The sequence below is a fragment of the Mesorhizobium sp. WSM4904 genome (assembly GCF_029674545.1).
In the GTDB taxonomy this organism is placed as follows: domain Bacteria; phylum Pseudomonadota; class Alphaproteobacteria; order Rhizobiales; family Rhizobiaceae; genus Mesorhizobium.
The window spans coordinates 4297369-4315259 of record NZ_CP121354.1; the positions used below are offsets into that span (position 1 = coordinate 4297369).

General features: G+C 63.6%; 14 protein-coding genes and 1 pseudogene. 4 read left to right on the forward strand and 11 right to left on the reverse strand.

Going from position 1 to position 17891, the window contains the following annotated elements; genetic code table 11:
- Position 1: 1 nt before the first annotated feature.
- Positions 2-1750, reverse strand: coding sequence for a type I secretion system permease/ATPase (locus tag QAZ47_RS20590; protein ID WP_278230547.1), 1749 nt, complete (start codon positions 1748-1750; stop codon positions 2-4).
- Positions 1751-1816: 66 nt separating this feature from the next.
- The gene (locus QAZ47_RS20595; RefSeq protein ID WP_278230548.1) at positions 1817-5257 is read right to left on the reverse strand and encodes a hypothetical protein; all 3441 of its coding nucleotides are present in this window, start codon (positions 5255-5257) and stop codon (positions 1817-1819) included.
- Between QAZ47_RS20595 and QAZ47_RS20600 the strand changes: the two genes are divergently transcribed.
- Both QAZ47_RS20600 and dusA read left to right on the forward strand, forming a co-directional pair.
- Positions 5241-5384, forward strand: coding sequence for a hypothetical protein (locus tag QAZ47_RS20600; RefSeq protein ID WP_278202569.1), 144 nt, complete (start codon positions 5241-5243; stop codon positions 5382-5384). The two genes, QAZ47_RS20595 and QAZ47_RS20600, sit on opposite strands and share 17 nt — an antisense overlap.
- Before the next feature lie 429 nt (positions 5385-5813).
- Entirely contained in the window at positions 5814-6767 is a 954-nt protein-coding gene (dusA, locus tag QAZ47_RS20605) for a tRNA dihydrouridine(20/20a) synthase DusA (protein ID WP_278233835.1), read from the forward strand.
- Positions 6768-7204: 437 nt separating this feature from the next.
- Here the strand turns inward: dusA and QAZ47_RS20610 are convergent, their stop codons facing one another.
- Together QAZ47_RS20610 and QAZ47_RS20615 are read right to left on the reverse strand one after the other, a co-directional pair.
- Positions 7205-7909, reverse strand: a complete 705-nt coding sequence (locus QAZ47_RS20610; RefSeq protein ID WP_278074272.1) for a TIGR02281 family clan AA aspartic protease — start codon at positions 7907-7909, stop codon at positions 7205-7207.
- A gap of 14 nt (positions 7910-7923) precedes the next feature.
- On the reverse strand, positions 7924-8154 hold the full coding sequence (locus QAZ47_RS20615; protein ID WP_278230549.1) for a DUF1289 domain-containing protein: 231 nt from the start codon (positions 8152-8154) through the stop codon (positions 7924-7926).
- A 160-nt stretch (positions 8155-8314) separates the two neighbouring features.
- Between QAZ47_RS20615 and QAZ47_RS20620 the strand changes: the two genes are divergently transcribed.
- Together QAZ47_RS20620 and QAZ47_RS20625 are read left to right on the forward strand one after the other, a co-directional pair.
- A complete protein-coding gene (locus tag QAZ47_RS20620; RefSeq protein WP_278230550.1) occupies positions 8315-9310 on the forward strand; it encodes a nicotinate-nucleotide--dimethylbenzimidazole phosphoribosyltransferase in 996 nt (331 codons plus the stop codon).
- Between the two features lie 283 nt (positions 9311-9593).
- The gene (locus QAZ47_RS20625) at positions 9594-10202 is read left to right on the forward strand and encodes a hypothetical protein (RefSeq protein ID WP_278230551.1); all 609 of its coding nucleotides are present in this window, start codon (positions 9594-9596) and stop codon (positions 10200-10202) included.
- 112 nt (positions 10203-10314) lie between these two features.
- Here the strand turns inward: QAZ47_RS20625 and QAZ47_RS20630 are convergent.
- From QAZ47_RS20630 to QAZ47_RS20660, 7 genes and pseudogenes are all read right to left on the reverse strand, one after another.
- Positions 10315-11822: pseudogene (locus QAZ47_RS20630) on the reverse strand (DEAD/DEAH box helicase).
- Between the two features lie 223 nt (positions 11823-12045).
- A complete protein-coding gene (locus tag QAZ47_RS20635) occupies positions 12046-12819 on the reverse strand; it encodes an NAD kinase (RefSeq protein WP_278077956.1) in 774 nt (257 codons plus the stop codon).
- Between the two features lie 442 nt (positions 12820-13261).
- Positions 13262-14023, reverse strand: a complete 762-nt coding sequence (locus QAZ47_RS20640) for an MBL fold metallo-hydrolase (RefSeq protein WP_278230552.1) — start codon at positions 14021-14023, stop codon at positions 13262-13264.
- A 3-nt stretch (positions 14024-14026) separates the two neighbouring features.
- Positions 14027-15091: an ABC transporter ATP-binding protein gene (locus QAZ47_RS20645; RefSeq protein ID WP_278230553.1), complete on the reverse strand. Its 1065-nt coding sequence runs from the start codon at positions 15089-15091 to the stop codon at positions 14027-14029.
- Positions 15088-15870 (reverse strand): ABC transporter permease, encoded by a 783-nt coding sequence (locus QAZ47_RS20650; protein ID WP_278202576.1) that lies wholly within the window; start codon positions 15868-15870, stop codon positions 15088-15090. The genes QAZ47_RS20645 and QAZ47_RS20650 overlap by 4 nt, the downstream gene beginning before the upstream one ends.
- A gap of 2 nt (positions 15871-15872) precedes the next feature.
- Positions 15873-16718 (reverse strand): ABC transporter permease, encoded by an 846-nt coding sequence (locus QAZ47_RS20655; protein WP_278230554.1) that lies wholly within the window; start codon positions 16716-16718, stop codon positions 15873-15875.
- A 7-nt stretch (positions 16719-16725) separates the two neighbouring features.
- Entirely contained in the window at positions 16726-17808 is a 1083-nt protein-coding gene (locus QAZ47_RS20660; protein WP_278230555.1) for a spermidine/putrescine ABC transporter substrate-binding protein, read from the reverse strand.
- Positions 17809-17891 lie beyond the last annotated feature (83 nt).

Sequence of the window (17891 nt, forward strand, 5' to 3'; positions counted from 1 at the left end):
CTCACTCCACCGCCTTCAGGTTTCCCGGCTCGTTGGCGGCAATCTTTTCCCGTATGGCGGGCGCTGCGGGGATTCGCCTCGCCTGTCCGTTGAGAGCGCTGAGCACCTCGTCGCGCGTGCCGAACATCGAGACGCTGCCCTCCTGGATGAAGACGACATGGTCGGCCGTCCGCAGCAGATTGATCTGATGCGTGACCAGAACGACGGTGTGGCCCCGTTCCTTCAGCTGCTGGAGCACCTTGAGCAGCGCGATCTCGCCGTCGCTGTCGAGGCCGGTGTTCGGTTCGTCGAGAACGACCAGCGGCGGATCGCCGAACAGGGCCCGGGCCAGTGCGATGCGCTGGCGCTGGCCACGCGAAATCCGGGCTCCGTGCGGTCCGACCTCGGTCCGGTAGCCGTTCGGCAGCCGCAGGATCATCTCGTGAATGCCGGCGAGCCGCGCTGCGGCGATGACCGCTTCGCTGTCGACGTCGCGAAGGCGCGCGATGTTCTCGGCGATCGTTCCGGGAAACAGTTCGACCTGCTGCGGCAGATAGCCGACATATTGGCCCAACTGGTCCGAAGGCCAGTTCCAGACCTCCGCGCCATCCAACCTTACATGGCCGAACGAGGGTCGTAGCGCGCCGACGATGAGACGGCAGAGCGTCGTCTTGCCGGAGCCGGACGCCCCGATCACACCGCAGGTTTGCCCGGGCTCGACGCCGAAACCTATCTTGTTCAGCAGCGGTTGCGACGTGCCCGGCGTGCAGTAGTGCAGGTTCTCCAGCTTCAGCCGCCCCTGCGGCCGCGGCAGGGTAACGCCAGCATTTTGCGCCGATGCGGTGTCGGTGAAGAGCTTCGCAAGATTACGGCGCGCAACTCGCGCGCTGACCAGACTGCGCCATGCGCCGATCGAGCGCTCGATCGGCGCCAGCGCCCGACTGAGCAGGATGGAGGCCGCAATCATCGAGCCCGCCGTCAATTCGCGGCGCAGCACGAGATAGGCGCCGAGTCCCAGCACGGCTACCTGCAGGGCAAGACGCAACGAGCGCGATAGGCTGCCTATGATGGTGGTGCGCCGAAAAAGTCGGCACTGCAGTTCCATCAGAGATTGCTGATTTTCCTCCCAGCGCCGCAGCGCCGGCTCGGACATGCCGAGCGAGCACAATGTTTCGGCACCCTCGACATATTGGCCGACGGCAGCCTGGCTGCGGCGCAGCCCTGCCGCTGCCTCCTGGCCTTTGCGTCGGGTAAGGAAATCATTGGCGAGCGCGGCGCAGAACAACAGTATCGCGCCGGCGAGGCCGACCACGCCCAACGCCGGATGCAGTAGCCAGATGAACGTCAGAAAGACCGGCGTCCATGGCGCGTCCAGGAAGGTCAGCATGCCGTCGCCGGCAACGAAGCCGCGCAAATCCGCCAGATCCTTGAGGCCGACCTCGATGCCGCTGCCGGAGAGGCGCGCTTCCATGGCGCGTTCGACCGCCGGAACGCTGAGCTGGTCGTCCAGCCATTGGCTTATATGCCCCAGCATCATCCGGCGGGCGTGTTCAAGCAGCCCGTAAACGGCGATGGCGCCGATGACGGCAAGGGTGAGCCACAATAGCGTGTCGATCGACCCGCTCGACAGCACCCTGTCATAAATCTGCAGCATGTAAACGGTGCTGGAGAGCAGGAGGACATTGGCGAGCAGGCTGAAGAGGAGGAGGGCGGGCGCCTGATGGCGGGCCAGATGCATCACCTCCTGGAATTGTGGTCTCGGCTGCATCATGGATACCCCCCATTTCGATCCTTTTGGTGGATGCCGGGCGCCAGAAGAGGCGCCCGGCCAGGTCCATCAGGCAATGACACCTTCCACGTGGTTGTCGTTGAAGATGCCGGTCCCGTCGATACCGATGGAGAAGCTGTCGCTTGCCGTGTCGCCGTCGAAATCGGCGATCTGGACGGTGAAGTCGAGCTTCTCGTCGGGCGCCGGTTGCGCCTGGCTGAGGCTGAAGCCGCCGATGTCGAATGTATTGTTGTCGTTGCCGGAAATGCCGTCCGCGTTGCTGATGTTTTCGATGAGGACGCGGTCGTGGGTGCTGCTCGTCGTCCACGTCACCTTGTCGCCGGTGCTCAGGCCGGTGATGATCAAGTTGCCGTCGGCGTCGATCGTGGCGGCCGGGGTATATTGGGTATTGCCCGTCTTGACGACGAAGTCGGTAAGCGAGAACGACGTGATGTCGACGTGCTGGTCGTTGGTGAGCCCGTCGACAAAATTCGCCCCCGGTTCGGCGGCGGTGCTGAACGCCGTGATCTTGACGGTGACTGGTCCGACGCCTGGATTGGTCTGGTTGACGGTGAAGGACGCCGTGTTCGCATTGAACACGTTCGTGAAGGCGATGTTGGCTTCGACGTCGGCCTCGTTCTGATCCAGATTGGGTACGAGGAAGTTTGTATTCGCGCCCGTGACATAGGTGATGAACGCGCCCTCGGTGGGATTGATCTGGTTGCCGTTGACGCCGAACGAGGTGGTGCTGCCGGCCTGGCTGATGTTGAGCACATCCTTGGTCGTGATGTTCCCGCCCTGGGATTGATTGAGCGGATCGTGCCCGATCACCACGATCTGGGCGGAGGCAGGATCACCGAACGTCATGAACAGGTTGCTGCCGGAGGGCGCACCGGCGAAGCTGAAATTGACCTCAGCGGGCGGAGGATTCTGGAGGACATCGAAGGTGTAGTTGCCGCCCGACAGGGTCAGCTTGAAGAAATCGATGTCTCCGGCATTGTGCGTGCCGCTGCCATCGACATCCTTGTAATAGGTGGCGACGGTGTCGTTGCTGGTCAGGTCCCTGAGCAGGGTCAGCTGCGAGGACGTGCCGTCCAGTATCGTCAGCGTGGCCGGCGAGGCGGTGATGCTGTAGGTTGCCGGACTGTCGGCGCCGACCGAGCCGTTGAGCGACTTGGTCACGGTGCTGCCGGCCGCGAAATCTACCAGACCGTCCGCGATGGCCGGGTTGATGGTGGGCGTGTCGTCGTCGACCGTGACGATCAGGGCGTTGGCCGCCGCCGCCACCGTGTCACCGTCGGCGTCGGTGGCGCGCAGGATCGAGCTCAGATTGATCGCCAGGTCGTTCTCCTCGTTGTCCCCCGGCAGGCCGTTGAGCGTCGGATGGTCGAGCTGATCGGCGAGCGTGAAGGTCCAGGCGCCGGTCGTGGCGTCGAGCACGAAGGTAAACACCGTGTTCGCACCGGCGGAGGCCGTCAGCGTGTTACCGACGACGGCGTAGGTCACCACCACCCCGCCCGAGGTCAGCGCGGGCAGTCCGCTGGTGTTGCTATTAAGGCTGAAGGTCAGCGGCGCATCGGCGCCGGAGTTGAACAACGGCGTCACGCTGCCCGTGGCTTGGGTGGCCTGGCCGGCCACGTCGCCGATGCCGCCGGCGATGCCGCCGGGCACCCCATCCTCGTCGACCGTGCCGGTCTGCTGCGCCTGGCTTGCTGTCGGTGTGTCGTCGTCGACCGTGACGACCAGCGCGTTGGCTGCCGCCGCCACCGTGTCGCCGTCGGCGTCGGCGGCGCGCAGGATCGAGCTCAGATTGATCGCCAGGTCGTTCTCGGTATCGTCGCCCGCCTGCCCGTTGAGCGTCGGATGGTCGAGCTGATCGGCGAGCGTGAAGGTCCAGGCGCCGGTCGTGGCGTTGAGCGCGAAGGTAAACACCGTGTTCGCGCCGGCCGAGGCCGTCAGCGTGTTGCCGACGACGGCGTAGGTCACCGCCACCCCGCCCGAGGTCAGCGCGGGCAGTCCACTGGTGTCGGTATTGAGGCTGAAGGTCAGCGGCACGTCTGTGCCGGAGTTGAACAACGGCGTCACGCTGCCCGTGGCTTGGGTAGCCTGGCCTGCCACGTCGCCGATGCCGCCGGCGATGCCGCCGGGCACCCCATCCTCGTCGACCGTGCCGGTCTGCTGCGCCTGGCTCGCCGTTGGCCCGTCGTCTTCGATGACGATCTGTTGGCCGACGAACGTCGAGGAGCCGCTGGACGTCACGATGCCGAAGCCGCCGATGTCGAAAGTATTGTTGTCGTTGGTGGCATCGCTATCCGCGTCGCTAATGTTTTCGATGAGCACGCGGTTGTGGGTGCTGCTCGTCGTCCACGACACGGTGTCGCCGCTACTCAGGCCGGTGACGATCAGGTTGCCGTCACTGTCGATCGAGGCGGCCGGAAAATACTGTGTGTTGCCTGTTTTGACGACGACGTTGGTGAGTGAGAATGACGTGATGTTGACGTGTTGGTCGTTGGTGAGTCCGTTGACGAAATCCACTCCCGGTTCCGCAGCGGTGGTGAAGGCCGATATCTTGACGGTGACCGGTCCGATGCCGGGATTGGTCTGGTTGACGGTGAAGGACGCCCCTGTCGCGTTGACGACATTCGTGAAGGCGATGTTGGCTTCGACGTCGGCTTCGTTCTGATCCAGATTCGGCACGAGGAAGTTCGTATTCGTGCCCGAGACGTAGGTGATGTACGCCCCCTCGGTGGGGTTGATCTGGTTGCCGTTGACGCCGAACGAAGTGGTGCTGCCGGCCTGGCTGATGTTGAGCACATCCTTGGTCGTGATGTTTCCGCCCGCGGATTGATCGAGCGGGTCTTTCCCGATCACCACGATCTGAGTGGAGCTCGGATTACCGAACGTCATGAACAGGTTGCTGCCAGAAGGCGCTCCGGCAAAGCCGAAGTTGAGTGTCTCAGTCGCCGCGAGCTTGAGGTTATTGCCAAGATTGACCGCGTCATCCGGGTCGCCGGTATTGCCATGGAAGATCGGCACGTAAGTGACGATGTTGAAGGTGACCTGGTCGCTGGTCGCGCCGGCGTTCAACACGTCCTGCTTGAAGATGACGAAGGCGACCGTGTCGACACCGCCGATGCCATCGCTGTCATATTTGCCGATTACGGTGTCGTTCCCGTCGGCATAAAGCAGGATGGCCTTACCGTCGACGGTAGTGAGACCGCTGTTGTCGCCGTCGAGCGCGCCACCGTTGGTGTCGGTGAACGTGGTCCCGGCGAGCTGCGAACCCGCGGTGGCGTTGACGGTGACCGAATTCGTCTTGGTAGCGACGCCGACATTGGTCGGGAATGTTGGACTCAGCAGAAGAACCTGCTCAAGATAGTTTCGGAAGGAAAGCGGCAGAGAAGAGTACGCCACATCGGTGTCGGTAAAGCCGTCGCCGCTATCGCCGGTTTGCAGGTCGGCGGTCTGGTCGTTGACGGCTTGGCCGTTGAGAATGAAGCTGATCGTCATTGCGATTCTCCCTGGTTTCAATGCGGGCAGGCGCGAAATCAGCCCCAACGCTGGCAGCCGGCCGCATGGCGCGCATTCACCAGCAAAGCCGGCGCTGCGCGTCGTTAAAAGGAAACTGGAGCTTTGATTGACTCAGGGGGTAGAGGGGGTTGGAGGCACCGCCGCTGACCTTCCGCTCCTTGCCCCATCAGGCAATTCTAGGCGGATGCGTCCTGTGCGCATCGGCAACCCACCAACGGCGGGTACCATGGATCGACGATGAGGGCATACTCAACCCCGCCCCTCTTCAACAGGCATCGACAGCCTGTACGCCTCCCGCTCACAACACGAGCACAAAAAGTTTACTCTCATTTGTGGAAAGTTAAATCGGACTATTGATTTTTTCGGAAATTTGTGACGTGGGGAAATGGTCCCTTTCGACGGGGGACTTTTGTCCCTGCCGTCTGAAATATTTGAAAATAAAAGAGAATATACTAAATCGTGCCGCGTGGACTTAACCGCGGGACCGGCGGAGAGATAGAACAGGCTTATGCGAACGACGCTTGCCGTGGCACCTATGATGGACTGGACGGATCGGCATTGCCGATTTTTCCACCGTCAGTTGACGCGTCGCGCGCTGCTCTACACCGAGATGGTTGTGGCGGACGCGATCATCCATGGCGCGCGGGAGCGTTTGCTTGGATTCGACGATGTCGAGCATCCGGTTGCGCTGCAGCTTGGCGGTTCCGATCCGCAAAGGCTCGCCGAAGCCGCCGTGATCGGTGAGGCATTCGGCTATGACGAAATCAACCTCAATGTCGGCTGCCCGTCCGACCGCGTCCAGTCGGGCACATTCGGCGCCTGCCTGATGAAGACGCCGGTGCTTGTGGCGGAATGCGTCGCGGCGATGAAGGCGGCTGTAAAGATCCCCGTCACCGTCAAATGCCGCATCGGTGTCGACGACCAGGATCCCGAAACCGCACTCGACGCGCTGGCCGACGGTGTGTTGGCGGCCGGCGCCGATGCGCTCTGGGTGCATGCCCGCAAGGCGTGGCTGGAGGGGCTTAGCCCCAAGGAGAATCGCGACATCCCGCCGCTCGACTATCCGCGCGTCTATCGGCTGAAAGCGAGAAAGCCGAACGAGTTCATCGGCATCAATGGCGGCATTCAATCGCTCGACGAGGCTTCGGAACATCTCGGCCATGTCGATGGCGCCATGCTCGGCCGCGCGGCCTATCATACGCCGGGCGTTCTCACCGGGATCGACACCGCATTTTACGGCGAGCCGCCGACCGCCTTCGACTATGCGGCGCTGGTCGACGCCATGGCGGCCTATGCTGCGCGTCACATCGAGAAGGGCGGGCGGCTCGGTCATGTCACGCGCCACATGGTCGGGCTGTTCCACGGCCTTCCGGGCGCGCGCCGCTACAGGCAGATTTTGTCCACCGATGCCAACAAACCCGGCGCCGGGCCGGAGGTGTTGAGGGCGGCGTTCGCCGCGATCGATTTCGCGCAGGCCGAGGCGGCCTAGAACGAAATGAATAGATAGTATATGACCACTCAGAGGGACCGTTCGTAGGAGCGTCATCCGGGCCTTGCGTAACGATTACCGATCACATGCCGCTATGTTGATGGAAAGATTCCTTCTGGTCGTTTTCGCGCTTCTTGCGGGGGCGTCGTTGCTTGCATTTACGACAAGTTCTCACCTCCTTTACTCAAGGCTGAGGAGGCTCGACAAAAGACCGTACTTCCCTATGCTTTCGGTTCCAGGCTACCTGGTTAGCTACTGTGAGAGAGCCTCAGGAACCTTGGACGAAGGATGCAAGCGGCTGATCGAGATCGTTAAAATCAGTCAATATGCTCTCTTCGCTACTTGGTTGATTTTTGCGGTTCTTCTGATTCTCGTACATTAGCCTCTTGCGCCCGCACGCGAGTGGCGGACACCGCGAGGGGCAGTGCCGCCCGTCTCTAGTCCCGCAGGATCATGCGGTCGCCGCGCACATCGAAACCTGACAGCGAACTGATGAAATTCATGCCGAGCAGGCTTTGCTCGAGCATGCCGGGCGCCGCGACCATGACCGGCATATCCTTGCGCACGATGCCGCCGATCGCCACCTCGTCGGTCCTGACGGTGGCGGCGCGCGCCATGCCGTTGGCGGTCGAAACGTCCACGGTGTAGCTGAGCGCCGCCGGGTTGAAGCCGGCCGCCTGGGCGTCCGCGGCCGTGAGCACCGTGCTGGTCGCGCCGGTATCGACAACCGTCCGCACCGGCGCGCCATTGACCAGGATTCGCGCTTCGAAATGGCCGTTGTCGGCCTTGTCGAGCGTCACGGTGGCGCGGCCATTGTCCAAGCCGAGCGCCAGCGGACTTCCCGGAACGAGGCCGGCCGTCACGCGGCTGGCAACGTCCTGCAGCTCGTAGCGGTACTGGTAGCCGGCGATCAGCGCCAGCACGATTGCCGCCCAGACGCCGAGATTGCGCGCCATGTCACCGAGCGGCCGGCCCGAGCGGACGAGACTGGCGCCGATCACCGCCACCAGGACACCCACCCAGATCAGCCGGCTGAAATCGCGGTTCGCGATGCCGAAGGTGCTGCCGGCGGAATCGTTCATCATCAGCAGGATCAGGCCCGCGCCGATCACCAGCATGACGATCCAGAACAGGCGATTCATGGCCGGCCCCTTCCTCACGACATGCCGCGCTCGCGCGCCATGCGGGCGCGCCGCGTCTCGCGGCGTGGCCGACGCTCGACCGTCCCGAGTCTGCCCGGGAGGTCTGCCATAACCGCCCGCCGATCCTCAGGCGTCATCGCGATCCAGCCGGCGATTTCATCGCGCGTGCGGCCGCAACCGAAACAGAAGCCGGTTTTCATGTCGATCGAGCAGACGAGTATGCAGGGAGACTCGATGGCGGTCATGCTGTTCTCTTGGCTTCACTCCACATGGTGCAACCGCATAGCCAATGCAAGCCCTCCGCAATGCGCCGCCAGGCAACGCATTCGCGGCATTGCCAGTGGTTGTGCCGGCCCGCGAACGCGGCTATGCCGCTGCCGTTCTCCAGCAAGAACGGCATCCGACATGACCGCAAAGCCTTTCGATGACTTCCGCACTCTCCTGGCGACGCTGACGCCGGCGGACGCCGCCGCCGAAACCCGCATCCGCACGCTGTTTGCCAAGGCCGACAAGCCGAAGGCCTCGCTTGGCCGGATCGAGGACATCGCGGCCTGGCTCGCCGCCTGGAGCGGGCGTGCGCCGCCGCTCGTCAACCGGCCGCTTGTGGCGATCTTTGCCGGCAACCACGGCGCTGTCCGGCATGCGATCTCGCCGCGGCCGGTTTCGGCGACCGCCAATGCCGTTGAACTCTGCGCCGCCGGAGGCGCGGCGATCAACCAGGTCTGCATCGCCAACGATCTCGGCCTGAAGGTCTTCGACCTGGCGCTGGACATTCCGACAGGAGACATCACCGAGGAAGCGGCGCTCGACGAGCGCGGCTGCGCCGCCACCATGGCCTTCGGCATGGAAGCGGTCGCCGGCGGCGCCGACCTTTTATGCCTGGGCGATCTCGGTGTCGGCAATTCGACCATTGCGGCGTCGCTATGCGCGGCCCTGTTCGGCGGCAAGGGCGTCGGCTGGGTCGGGCCTGGATCGGGCGCGAATGCAGCAATGATGGCGCGCAAGGCCGAAGTGGTCGATCGGGCGCTGGCTTTTCACGGCACCGCCCTCGGCGATCCGCTCGAAGCATTGCGACGGGTCGGCGGCCGCGAGTTCGCGGCGGTGTGCGGCGCCATTCTCGCCGCCCGCATGCAGAAGATCCCGGTGCTGCTCGACGGCTTCGTCGCGACGGCCGCCGCCGCAGTCCTGCACGGGGTCAATTCCTCGGCGATCGACCATTGCCTGCTCGCCAGCCTGTCGCCGGAGCCCGGTCACGCCAAGGTCGCCGAAAGACTCGGTCTGCGGCCCTTGCTCGATCTCGGCATCAGTCACGAAGAAGGAGTAGGGGCTGGGCTTGCCGCCGGTCTCGTCAAGGCGGCGGCGCTCACCAGTTCCGGCATGGCGGCGGCGGTTCGCATCTAAAGCACGCATCCAGAAGCGAGTGTGGCCAATTGTCGACGGGTGGATTTAGCCCGCTGTCTCGCTTCGATTTCAGATGTAATCAGGTTTCGTCCATCTGAAATCATCGCGTAACGCGGCTTCCCAATATCGAACTGCGACGGTCGAAGTCGCCACCGACGCGCCTTGGCGCAGTGCTCGCTATCCATGCGGGATCGCTCCGGGCTACCTGAACGAAGGAGGCATCCATGGTCCATAAATACCGTTCCGCAGCCCTTGGCATGGCTCGAGAGTCTGGGAGGAATGCATGACAAGAACGGCTCGCTTAGGGCGCTGCGGCGTCCTCGTTTTGACTGGTCTTTTTGGCGCTTGGCTCGGCACCGCCACGGCTCAGGCCGAAGACGCCAACAAGGCCGACCTCGAAGCCTTGAAAAAATCGTTGGCCAAATACGAAGACTATCAGGCCGCCATCCGCGACCTCTATCTGTCGACCGAAGGCTGCGTCTACTACAGCGGTGAAAAGATACCGGGCACGATGGACTATCCGAAGGGCGCCATGGGCGTCCATTTCGTCAACGTCCCGAGCGTCGGCAAGAAGCTCGACCTGATGAAGCCCAATGTCCTGATCTACGAGCCGACCAAGAAGGGCTTGAAGCTGGTCGCGGTGGAATGGCTGGTGCCGCTGACGCCGGACGTCAAGGCAGCGCCAACGCTATTTGGTCAGAAATTCATGGGGCCGATGGAGGGGCACTATCCGCTGATCCCTAAGGAGTTCGTGCACTACGATCTTCACGCCTGGCTGTTCAGCGACAATCCGAACGGCATGTTCAGTCCGACGAACCCGAAGGTGAAATGCAACAAGGCCGAGTTCCCGATGCTGGAGAAACCGACCAAGATGATGCCTGGGCCGATGTAAGCCGCGGCGGGTAGTTGCACAAAGGTGCGTGGCTGAACCTTCAAGCGAAGCGCAACAAGGAAACGGCCCCGTTCGGGGCCGTTTCCTTGTTTTCATCGATGCAAGCACCAGGTCAGACCTTGGCGACGATCCGCATGAAGGCCGGCACGTCGTCGCCGAAGCCGACGGTCGCATCGTCCTCCTCCTGGCGATGGCGGCCGGGGCGGTCGCGCTGCGGACGCGCATCGCCGCGCTGTTCGTTGCGGTTGGCCGAGCCCTTGCGGTCGTTTTCGGAGCGGATCGCATCCTTGCGGGCGCGCCGCTCGGCGATGTCGGCGACCTCTGCGACGGGCTGCTCCTCGCGTGCGGCGTCGGGCGTCTCGTCATGCCTGGCGTGACGGTCCTTCTTGCGCTCGCCGCGATCCTTGCGATCCTCGTCCCTGCGGCCGGCGCGGCGCGGGCGCCGCGGCCGCGGCGGGGCGCGTCCTCGCTCTCGCTCTCGGTCACGGTCGACAGGTCGCCGTCGTGCCATTCGATCTTGGTGCCGATCAGTTTCTCGATGGCGTCGACATACTTTGTGTCGGACCGCGTCGCGATGGTGAAGGATTTGCCGGAGCGGCCGGCACGTCCGGTGCGGCCGATGCGGTGGACATAGTCCTCGGCATGGATCGGCACGTCGTAGTTGAAGACGTGGCTGACGTCCGGAATGTCGAGGCCGCGCGCGGCGACGTCCGAGGCGACGAGGTAGCGCAGCTTGCCGTCGCGGAAATTGGCGAGCATCTGCATGCGCGCGCGCTGGTCCATGTCGCCATGCAGCGCGCCGGCATCGAAATCATGCTTCAGCAGCGAGCGGAAAAGCTCCGACACTTCGACCTTGCGGTTGCAGAAGATGATAGCGTTCTTCAGCCCGTCGCTCTCGGCCTTCATCAGGTTGCGCAGCGTCTCGCGCTTCTCCCAAGGCTTGGTGCCCGACTTCACCAGGCGCTGCGTGATGCTGGTCGCGGTGGACGCGGCCCTTGAGACCTCGACGCGCACCGGCGCGTGCAGGAATTTTTCGGTGAGCTTGGTGATTTCCGGCGGCATGGTCGCCGAGAAGAACAGCGTCTGGCGCGTGAACGGGATCATCTCGCAGATGCGCTCGATATCGGGGATGAAGCCCATGTCGAGCATGCGGTCGGCTTCGTCGATGACGAGGATCTCGACGCCGTTGAGCAGGAGCTTGCCGCGCTCGCGGTGGTCGAACAGGCGGCCGGGCGTGGCGATCAGCACATCGGCGCCGCGCTCCAGCTTCTTGTCCTGCTCCTCGAAGGAGACGCCGCCGATCAGCAGCGCGATGTTGAGCTTATGGTTCTTGCCGTATTTGACGAAGTTCTCCTCGACCTGCGCCGCCAGTTCACGCGTCGGCTCGAGGATCAGCGTGCGCGGCATGCGAGCCCGCGCCCGGCCTTTTTCCAGGCGGGTGAGCATCGGCAGAACGAAGGACGCAGTCTTGCCGGTGCCGGTCTGGGCGATGCCCAGCACGTCTTTGCCGAGCAGCGCATGCGGGATGGCGCCGGCCTGGATCGGGGTCGGCTTGGTATAGCCGGCATCGGTGACTGCGGAGAGGACCTTCGGCGACAGGCCGAGGTCCGTGAATGTCAACGCTTCTTGAGCGGTCGTGGTGTCTGAGGACAAGTGTTTGTTGTCTTTGGCTGGTTCAGGAAAATCGCAACACGTGTTGCGGCAGGCGCCGCGCGCCTGCAAGATCGCGGTTGCAGTTAGGCGCAAGTCCGCGATTTGTCAACAGAAACGGCCAGAAATCCGGCGATCGTGAAGACGTAAGCTTAATCGCGATGCTTAATCGAAACAGTATCTTTGCGCCGGCTCAATAGCGGAATTGCTCGGCAAGGATGCGTTCGTTCCACGAATGGTTGGGGTCGAACAGCAGCGTCGCGGTCGCGGTGGGCGATTCCCGCACCGTGACCGAGGCAATCGCCTTGACCTCGGTGTGGTCGGCGGCGGCGTTCACCGGGCGCTTTTCCGACTCCAGTATGTCGAAGCGCACGATCGCCTTGTTGGAGAGAAGCGCGCCGCGCCAGCGCCGGGGCCGGAAGGGGCTCACCGGCGTCAGCGCCAGGAGCGGCGCGTCGAGCGGCAGGATCGGTCCGTGCGCCGAGAGATTGTAGGCTGTCGAGCCGGCGGGCGTCGCGATCATCACGCCGTCGCAGTTGAGTTCCTCCAGCCGCACCTGCTCGTCGACGGTGATGCGGATTTTCGCCGTCTGGTAGGACTGGCGCCAAAGCGCCACCTCGTTGATTGCCAGCGCGGAGACCGTTTCGCCCTCGTGGGTCACCGCCTGCATCTCCAGCGGGCGGATCGTCTCGGATACCGCCCTCGAGATGCGCTCCTCGAGTCCGCCGGCGCGGTATTCGTTCATCAGGAAGCCGATGGTGCCACGGTTCATGCCGTAGACCTTCTTGCCCGTGCTCATCGTGTCGCGCAGCGTCTGCAGCAGGAACCCGTCGCCGCCGAGCGCAACAATGATGTCAGCCTCGGCGACCGGTATCTGCCCGTAGCGCGCCGACAGGCTTTGCAGCGCCGCGCGGGCGTCGTCGGTGTCGGAAGAGACGAAGGCGAAACGGCTGGCGACTTTGCTCATGGCTCCCGGAGGGCGACCGCCTGCTGGGTCGCGCCGGCGACGGCGTAGCATGTGCTGCCCGCATCTGCAAAGGGCGGCACGCCATGCGGTGCGGACAGGGCCTGCGCTCGCGCTTCATGACAGGCGTGCAACGAATGTGATGGCCGTAATGGTTAAGACGGGGCTTAAACACTCGTAAAGCCGGAGCGCTCATGTTAGCCGACAGTGGATGGGTTGGCGGGGGCTGGCCAGTCGAGAGACCTGTCTATTGCCGGTAACGCGCTTGATCATAGTCTTCCTGATGATGGGAAGTTTCGCGCTCATGTTCGCCGAACTGGTGCGCCATTCGGAAGAGATGAGCATGAGGCCGCAGCAGCCTGCCGCCTCCCGCTGCGGTGACGCCGCCGGAATGCCCTGCCCGCAAAGGGCGCTTTAACCCACAATCACATCGGCCTGAGATGGCTCAACCACTCTGCTTCAGGTGGCAGCCGGCCTTGCGCTTTTGCGCCAGGTACTCGTCGATGAGCTGGCGGCAGCGCACCTTGCCGAAACTCGGAAAATGGCCGCCATGCACGACCGAGACGTCGAGGTCGCGCATGGAAAGAAGCGTCGCGACATAGTCCTCGATGTCGGAGTGGTAGACGTCGTCGATCAGCGGCCCGTCATAGACGATATCGCCGGACAGCAGGATGCCGGTCTTCTTCTCGTAGAGCGCGATGCCGCCGGGCGAATGACCGGGCGTGTGGATGACCTCGAAGGCACGATCGCCGAGATCGATCACGTCGCCGTGCTCGAGCAGGCGGCCGGCTGGGGCAGGCGGGATTTGGTAGCGTGACGTGTCCCACCCTTCCGGCGCGCCGTCGAACATCTCCTCATTGGCGTAGCGGTCGGCGACCGTCCATTCGTTGCGCGGATCGGCGAGGATTTCGGCTTCGGCGGAATGGACGCAGCGATCCGGAAATTCGTGATGACAGCCGATGTGATCGAAATGCGTGTGGCTGGCGACGCAGACGAGCCTGCGCTCGGTCACCAGAGGCACGTGCCGCCGGAGGCTGAAATGGCCAAGGCCGGTATCGAACAGAAGGTCACGATCGCGCCCGCGCACATGCCAGATGTTGCAGCGGAAGAACGGTTTTATCCATGGCTCGTGGATGAGCGTGACGTCGTCGCCCATGCGGATGGTTTCGTACCAATCCGGAGCCTCGATGACCGGAAGCGTGCCCATCGTTCAGTCCGCCAGCAGGATGATGTCTCGAGCGTTGCACGAAACCGCTGTTGTGTCGCCTGCGTTGACGGTGGCCGACGCAGGAACCTTAGCAATGAATTGCAACGCCCGATCCTGGAGCGAGGTGGCCAGCACGCGCTTGAAGCTGCCCTGGAAAACGACGTCGCTGACCCTGGCAGTGCCGAGCGCGACATCCCCTTTCCCATTACCGAGGATGAGATGCTCGGGACGGATGGCGAGCGCCAGTGCAGCACTTGCCGGAGAGGTGCCGGGCAGCGAGATCGGGCCGAGCCCGGTCGCGACCGTGACGCGCCCGTCCCGGCAGTCGCCGGCCTTGCCGGCAAGGATCGTGCTCTCGCCCATAAAGGTGGCCGAGAAGCGCGTCTTCGGCCGCGCATAGACGCGCTCGGGCGGCCCTTCGTCCTCGATGCGGCCGTCATTCATCACCACGCAGTGGTCGGCGAGCGCCATCGCTTCTTCCTGGTCGTGCGTGACATGGACGAAGGCGGTGCCGACACGCTTCTGGATCGCCTTCAGCTCGTCCTGCATCTGCCGGCGCAATTTCAAGTCGAGGGCGCCGAGCGGCTCATCGAGGAGAAGTACAGCCGGCTCGATGACGAGCGCGCGGGCGAGCGCCACGCGCTGGCGCTGGCCGCCGGAGAGCTGATGCGGCTTCTTGTCGAAGGCGGCCGCCAGGCCGACGAGCGCCAGCGCTTCGCGCGCCTTAGCGGCCCGCGTCACGCCGTCGACGCCCTGCATGCGCAATCCGAAGCCGACATTGGTGCCGACGCTCATATGCGGAAACAGCGCGTAATCCTGGAAGACGGTGGTCGTCGGGCGCTTGGCCGGCGGCACGGAGGTGCAGTCCTGCCCGCGGATGAACACCTTGCCTTCGCTTGGCGTGACGAAGCCGCCGAGGATGGAAAGCAGCGTCGTCTTGCCCGAGCCCGATGGCCCGAGCAGGATCGTGTAACTGCCGGGCTCGATCACGAGCGAGACACTTTTCAGCACCGGGTGCTGGCCGAAGCGGTGCGATACGTTGCGGATATCGACCAATGGCGCGCTCATGCCGGCTTTCTCCGCAGCAGCGTCAGCTCGAAGAACACCACCAGGACGATGGAGACGGCAAAGACCAGCGAGCCGACGGCATTGGTCTTGGGATTGAGGCCGGAGCGCAATAGGTTCCAGATCTCCACGGGAAGCGTCGTCTCGAAGCGGGTGAGCAGGAAGGAGATGACGAACTCGTCCCAGGAGAAGGTCATCGACAGGAAGAAGCCGGCGAAGATCGCCGGCGCCATCACCGGCACGGTGATCATCAGCAGCACCTTCCATTCGGCTGCACCCAGGTCGCGAGCGGCGCGCTCGATGTTGATCTGATGGTCGCCCATCTGGCTGTAGATGATGGCGAAGCAGAGCGGCAGGTTGATCACGACATGGCCGATGCCGGCGGCGAGCAGCGATTTCGGCACGCCGGCCCAGTTGAACAGCACCAGCAAGCCCATGCCGATGATGAGATAGCTGACGGTGAGCGGCAGCGTGATCAGGCCGCGCAGCAGGGCCGAGCCCGGCAGCACGAAGCGCGCGAAGCCCCAGGCGGAGAGAAAGCCGAGCGTGACGGATGCGAACGAGGACAGCGCCGCCACCAGCAGCGAATTGACCAGCGCCGAGGTGAGCCGCGTATCGGACAGCACCGCCTGGTACCAGCGCAGCGACGGGCCGGTGAAGGGCGGGATCGGGAAGGACGTCGACTGCAGCGAAAACAGCACCAGCACGACCACCGGCAGGAAGATGAAGCCGTAGACGGCGATGGCGTAGAGCCAGGCGGCGATGCGGACGGCGGCGCGCATCGTCAGGCCCGCTCGATCTTCAACCAGCGCGCGCAGGCGAGATAGGCGATGGTGACGACCGCCATCAGGATGATTGACAGCGCCGATGCCAGCGGAAAATCGCCGCGCCGGCCGATCTGCATCATGACCAGTTGCGGCATGACCAGCTCGTTGTTGCCGCCGAGGATCTGCGGCGTGATGTAGTCGCCGATGCAGAGCACGAAGGTAAGGAAGGCACCGACCATGATGCCGGGCAGGGTGAGCGGCAGCACGACATGCAGGAAAGTGCGCACCGGCCCTGCTCCGAGATCCGCGGCGGCCTTGCGGTAGCTCGGGCTGAGCTGCTTGAGATTGGCGAAGATCGTCAGCGTCAACAGCATGACGAAGAAATGCGCGAAGCCGGTGACGGTGGCGAAACGCGTGTTGGCGAGTTGCAGCGGCTCGGCGGTGAGCCCCATGCCGGTGAGCGCCCGGTTGATGACGCCGTTCTGCGCCAGCACCAGCAGCCATGAATAGGAGCGCACGACATAGGACGTCCAGAACGGCAGCACGGCCAGCATCAGCGCCAGCCGCTGCCAGCGCTCCGGAACCATTTCGGCCAGGATCCAGGCGAAGGGATAGGCGAGCAGGATCGAGATGACGGTGACGATCGCCGTCACCTCCAGCGAGTTCACCATCGCCCGCCAGTAGGACGGATCGGTGAAGAACTGGCTGTAGTTGGCTAAAGTGAAGCCGCCGCCTTCATGCGCCGTGAGGCTCGAAAGCCCCATGGCGATGAAGGGCAGCACGAAGAACAGCAGCGTCCATGCCAGCGCAGGCGTGACCAGCGCCCAGGGCAGGGCACGCGAATTGCCTCCGGAAACGCTCATCGGCCGATCACTGCGCCTGCAGCATCTCTGTCCACATGTCCTGCATCTTCTTGTCGAGATCGGCGTTGGGCGCCGGATAGGCCTGCGCGCGGGCGAGGAAGCCTGGCTGTTCGTCGAAGCGCAGGATCTTCTTCTGCTCGTCGGTCAACGCCGCCTTCTCGTTCGCCGGCATGCCCCAGTAGCAGGAGGAGGTGGCAAGGCGCGCCTGGCCTTCAGGGCTCATAATGTACTGGATGAACTTCAGCGCCATGTCCTTGTTCTTGGAATCCTTGAACATGGCGAGCGACTGCGACCACAGCACCGCGCCTTCCTTCGGGATAGAGAAGTCGAGCGCCGGGTTTTCCTTGGCGAGGCCCGCCGTGACCCATTCACCGCCGCCGACAAGGACGTCCACCTCGCCAGTGGCCAGAGCCGTCTGGCTGGCGGTGACTTCGCCGACCAGCTTGGCATTGGCCTTCATTTTGAGCAGCTCCGCCTTGAGGGCGGGCAGGTCGGCCTCGGTGAGGTCCGCGGTCTTCTTGCCGATGGCCAGAGCCGCCATGCCGATCACCGGCAGATAATAGTCGTAGATCGCGATCTTGCCCTTGTATTTGTCGCTGGTGAGCGAGGCCAGCGACTGCATGTCGGCCGGATCGACCTTGGTCTTGTTGAAGCCGATCGTGTTGTAGCCGAATTTTTCGGTGATGCCGTAGCGCTTGCCGTCGACGATGGTGGACTTGTCCATCTTCACTTCGGGGAAGAGGTCGGCGAAGGGCAGCTTGTCCTCCGGCAGCGGCTCGAACAGGCCTTTCTCGACGCCGCGCGGCACGTCGATGGAATCGATCACCATCACGTCCCAGTCGCCTGGCTGCGATTGATCGACGATGGCGAGCCCCGCGCCGGTGCCCTCGAATTCCTTGACGTTGACCTTGACGTTGTTGGCTGCCTCGAAGGGCTGCAGCAGCGCCGGATCGGAATGGTCGCACCAGATCAGCGCGTTGAGATCAGCGGCCTCGGCGCTGCCCGCGGCGATGAGCAGCGCAGCGGCCGCGCAGGCGGCTCCGAGACGGGACTTCAGGGCGGAAAGCGGATTCCGGGCGTTGACGGTCATCGAGTGTTCTCCCTGCCTTGCTGGCTTCTTAAGGAAAAGTTGAACCAATTCTAAAATTGAGTCAATTATGATTTTGTGGCAGA

Coding starts and splice junctions, on each gene's coding strand:
- QAZ47_RS20650 (WP_278202576.1), bottom strand. CDS start 15,870: ATGCGCGCCGCCGTCCGCATCGCCGCCTGGCTCTACGCCATCGCCGTC.
- QAZ47_RS20620 (WP_278230550.1), top strand. CDS start 8,315: ATGACCGCAAAGCCTTTCGATGACTTCCGCACTCTCCTGGCGACGCTG.
- QAZ47_RS20635 (WP_278077956.1), bottom strand. CDS start 12,819: ATGAGCAAAGTCGCCAGCCGTTTCGCCTTCGTCTCTTCCGACACCGAC.
- QAZ47_RS20595 (WP_278230548.1), bottom strand. CDS start 5,257: ATGACGATCAGCTTCATTCTCAACGGCCAAGCCGTCAACGACCAGACC.
- QAZ47_RS20645 (WP_278230553.1), bottom strand. CDS start 15,091: ATGAGCGCGCCATTGGTCGATATCCGCAACGTATCGCACCGCTTCGGC.
- dusA (WP_278233835.1), top strand. CDS start 5,814: ATGATGGACTGGACGGATCGGCATTGCCGATTTTTCCACCGTCAGTTG.
- QAZ47_RS20590 (WP_278230547.1), bottom strand. CDS start 1,750: ATGATGCAGCCGAGACCACAATTCCAGGAGGTGATGCATCTGGCCCGC.
- QAZ47_RS20655 (WP_278230554.1), bottom strand. CDS start 16,718: ATGAGCGTTTCCGGAGGCAATTCGCGTGCCCTGCCCTGGGCGCTGGTC.
- QAZ47_RS20640 (WP_278230552.1), bottom strand. CDS start 14,023: ATGGGCACGCTTCCGGTCATCGAGGCTCCGGATTGGTACGAAACCATC.
- QAZ47_RS20600 (WP_278202569.1), top strand. CDS start 5,241: ATGAAGCTGATCGTCATTGCGATTCTCCCTGGTTTCAATGCGGGCAGG.
- QAZ47_RS20615 (WP_278230549.1), bottom strand. CDS start 8,154: ATGACCGCCATCGAGTCTCCCTGCATACTCGTCTGCTCGATCGACATG.
- QAZ47_RS20625 (WP_278230551.1), top strand. CDS start 9,594: ATGACAAGAACGGCTCGCTTAGGGCGCTGCGGCGTCCTCGTTTTGACT.
- QAZ47_RS20660 (WP_278230555.1), bottom strand. CDS start 17,808: ATGACCGTCAACGCCCGGAATCCGCTTTCCGCCCTGAAGTCCCGTCTC.
- QAZ47_RS20610 (WP_278074272.1), bottom strand. CDS start 7,909: ATGAATCGCCTGTTCTGGATCGTCATGCTGGTGATCGGCGCGGGCCTG.